4 protein-coding genes and 1 pseudogene are annotated in these 3,232 nt (G+C 60.8%); 4 read left to right on the forward strand and 1 reads right to left on the reverse strand.

Annotated elements, in window-relative coordinates; all coding sequences use genetic code 11:
• Nucleotides 1–566 (reverse strand): annotated as a pseudogene (locus tag EN914_RS29450) (transketolase); the annotation flags it as partial.
• A 263-nt stretch (nt 567–829) separates the two neighbouring features.
• Between EN914_RS29450 and EN914_RS29455 the strand changes: the two are divergent.
• The 4 genes from EN914_RS29455 to EN914_RS29470 form a co-directional block, all read left to right on the forward strand.
• The gene (locus EN914_RS29455) at nt 830–1,102 is read left to right on the forward strand and encodes a DUF4164 domain-containing protein (protein WP_013529251.1); all 273 of its coding nucleotides are present in this window, start codon (nt 830–832) and stop codon (nt 1,100–1,102) included.
• An 11-nt stretch (nt 1,103–1,113) separates the two neighbouring features.
• The gene (locus tag EN914_RS29460) at nt 1,114–1,479 is read left to right on the forward strand and encodes a cell division protein ZapA (RefSeq protein WP_013529252.1); all 366 of its coding nucleotides are present in this window, start codon (nt 1,114–1,116) and stop codon (nt 1,477–1,479) included.
• A 224-nt stretch (nt 1,480–1,703) separates the two neighbouring features.
• A complete protein-coding gene (locus tag EN914_RS29465; protein WP_013529253.1) occupies nt 1,704–2,363 on the forward strand; it encodes a peroxiredoxin in 660 nt (219 codons plus the stop codon).
• A gap of 143 nt (nt 2,364–2,506) precedes the next feature.
• On the forward strand, nt 2,507–3,232 hold a 726-nt coding region (locus EN914_RS29470; protein ID WP_164779000.1), incomplete at its 3' end, for an MBL fold metallo-hydrolase.

Below are 3,232 nucleotides of genomic sequence, written 5' to 3' on the forward strand. Positions count from 1 at the left end.
CTGGATAGCCTGGCCGATATCACCAGCGCCGAGACATCGAAAAGGCTCATCCGTCTCGACGTCGCCAAGCCCGGCCGTGTCTTCACGGAAGAAGAGCGCAGCCGTGTTCCTTCGGAGGTGTAATGGTCGACGAGGTCGTTGCCGAAGGCTGCGTTCATGATGCGCTCGCCGAGCGCGAAGCCGACCGAATTGGCGAGACCCTGGCCGAGCGGGCCGGTGGTCGTCTCTATGCCGGTGGCATGGCCGTATTCGGGATGGCCGGCGGTCTTCGAGCCCAATTGGCGGAAATGCTTGATCTGGTCGATCGTCATGTCCTCGTAGCCGGTCAGGTGCAGCAGCGAATAGAGCAGCATCGAACCGTGGCCGGCCGACAGGATGAAGCGATCCCGGTCGGGCCAATGGGGGGCCTTCGGATCATATTTCAGGAACTTCGTGAACAGCACCGTGGCGATGTCGGCGCAGCCCATGGGCAGGCCGGGATGGCCGGAGTTTGCCTTCTCGACGGCGTCCATGGAGAGAAAGCGGATCGCATTGGCCATCCGGTCATGTTGTTCACGCGACGTCATGGTTCCTCCAGAAGTGGGGGTTTGGGGGCTTGGGAGAGCCCTTGAAAAGGGTGCGCGACACATAGCAGGCGCGGGCTTTTAGTCAACAAATCGGGTGCACATTTGCCGGTCTTGTGATGCCGGCGGCGGACCTACATTAGCGTTAGCGGGGGACAGTCGCGAGAGCTTTGTTGACGTTGCCTTCACCCGGTGCCTAATGTTTCAGGGATAACGCGTTCTGAACGTGAACGATTCGGTGATGGGCAGGGCACAGGACGAAGGCCATGACCGGGGAAGCCACACTCAAGGAAGTCATCGCGAGGCTGGGCAAGGCCATCGAGGGGCTGGAAAACGCCGTCGCGGCCAAGCTCGAGCATGAACGCGACTACTCCGAAGCCGAGGCCGAGGTGCAGCGGATGAATGCCGATCGCTCGCGGCTGGCGCAGGAACTCGACAATTCCGAAGCGCGCGCCGAACGGCTGGAAGATGCCAACAAGGAAGTCTCGCGACGTTTGGTGACCGCCATGGAAACCATCCGCGCCGTGTTGGACAGATAGGAGCTGGCCCGATGGCACAGGTCACGGTTTCAATCGACGGCAAGCAGTATCGCATGGCCTGCGACGAGGGCCAGGAAGAGCATCTGATCGATCTTGCCGAACGTTTCGACCGCTATGTTTCACACCTGAAGGACTCGTTCGGCGAGATTGGCGATCAGCGGCTGACCGTGATGGCCGGCATCATGGTGATGGATGAACTCTCGGAGTTGCAGAAACGCGTCAAGGGCATGGAAAGCGAAGTGCTGACCTTGCGCAAGACCCGCGACGAGGCTCTGACCAAGGCCGACAAGAGCGATAGCGTGCTGACCAACGCGCTCAGCGCGCTGGCACAGCGCATGGAAGACCTGACTGTGACAATGGCGGTCAACAAGAGCTGAGGCAGGATCTCTCCTGTCCAGCTCAACAGGCTCTCATCCGCGTGCCGAGCATTCGGCAGCATAAAAATGCTCGCGTGCCGCCGACAAGAGTTTCATATTATCTTGCAGTCACGATTTTTGCGCTAAGATGCAACGATGCCCGGGCGGGGCAGCTCGATGGCGGCATGGGTTGCCGCTTGTCGTTCCTCGCTGCCGACGGGTTCCGTTTACAGGGGAGATGTATCATGAGCCTTCGTATCAACGACATTGCGCCGGATTTTACCGCCGAGACCACGCAAGGGACGATCAAATTCCATGACTGGATCGGGGACGGATGGGCGATTCTGTTCAGTCATCCCAAGAATTTCACGCCGGTCTGCACGACCGAGCTTGGCACGATGGCGGGGCTCGAAGGCGAATTCAAGAAGCGCAACGTCAAGATCATCGGCATTTCGGTCGATCCGGTCGAAAGCCACGGCAAGTGGCAGGACGACATCAAGACGGCGACCGGCCATTCGGTGAACTACCCGCTGATCGGCGACAAGGACCTCAAGGTCGCCAAGCTCTACGACATGCTGCCGGGCGGTGCCGGCGAGACGTCGGAAGGCCGCACGCCGGCCGACAATGCCACGGTGCGCTCGGTCTATGTCATCGGACCGGACAAGAAGATCAAGCTGGTGCTGACCTACCCGATGACCACGGGCCGCAACTTCGATGAGATCCTGCGTGCGGTCGATTCCATGCAGCTGACCGCCAAGCATCAGGTGGCGACGCCGGCAAACTGGAAGCAGGGCGAGGACGTCATCATCACCGCTGCCGTCTCCAACGAGGACGCGATCAGGCGCTTCGGCGCTTATGAGACCATCCTGCCGTATCTGCGGAAGACCAAGCAGCCCTCTGCCTGACCGCTCCTCGGAACAGTTTTTGGCTTTCCTGTCGCCGCGAGCGAAATGATACTTGACTGGCTCGCCCGAGCGGACAACCATGCTCCTCTCGGGTGTCGTCAGAGAAAATCATTCCTGACGACCGAGAGTTGGGGAAGCCAGTATTGGACGTAGCTTTGGCCAGGCCGCAGGTCAGCGGCTTCTACGACAAGCCGACCGGGGCCATCCAGTATGTCGTCGCCGACCAGGCGACGAAACGCTGCGCCATCATCGATCCGATCCTCGATTTCGACGAGAAATCCGGTGCTACGGCAACGAGGAATGCCGATATCCTGCTCGACTTCGTCAGCGAGCAGGGGCTGAGCGTCGAATGGATCCTCGACACCCATCCGCACGCCGATCATTTCTCGGCGGCGTACTATCTGAGGGAGAAGACCGGAGCGCCGACAGCGATCGGCGACAGGGTCGTCGACGTCCAGAATTTGTGGAAGGCGATCTACAACTGGCCGGATTTTCCCGCCGACGGTTCGCAGTGGGACAGGCTGTTTGGTGAAGGCGAAACCTTCACGGTCGGCACGCTTCCGGTCAAGGTGCTGTTCTCGCCCGGCCATACGCTGGCGTCGATCACCTATGTGATCGGCGATGCCGCCTTCGTCCACGACACGCTGTTCATGCCCGACAGCGGCACAGCGAGGACGGACTTTCCCGGCGGCAGTGCCGCGCGGCTCTGGCGCTCGATCCAGGACATACTGGCGTTGCCGGACGAGATGCGGCTGTTCGTCGGTCATGACTATCAGGCCGGCGGCCGCGAACCCTTGTGGGAAAGCACGGTCGCCATACAGAAGGCGACCAACACCCATCTTGCCGCCGCCCGCAGCGAGGCCGAGTTC

Source organism: Mesorhizobium sp. M7A.F.Ca.CA.001.08.2.1, assembly GCF_003998455.1.
Taxonomy (GTDB): Bacteria; Pseudomonadota; Alphaproteobacteria; order Rhizobiales; family Rhizobiaceae; genus Mesorhizobium; species Mesorhizobium ciceri.

What these genes read in the sequence shown, in the direction of transcription:
- EN914_RS29455 (WP_013529251.1), top strand. Translation starts at nt 830, where the DNA reads ATGACCGGGGAAGCCACACTCAAGGAAGTCATCGCGAGGCTGGGCAAG.
- EN914_RS29460 (WP_013529252.1), top strand. Translation starts at nt 1,114, where the DNA reads ATGGCACAGGTCACGGTTTCAATCGACGGCAAGCAGTATCGCATGGCC.
- EN914_RS29465 (WP_013529253.1), top strand. Translation starts at nt 1,704, where the DNA reads ATGAGCCTTCGTATCAACGACATTGCGCCGGATTTTACCGCCGAGACC.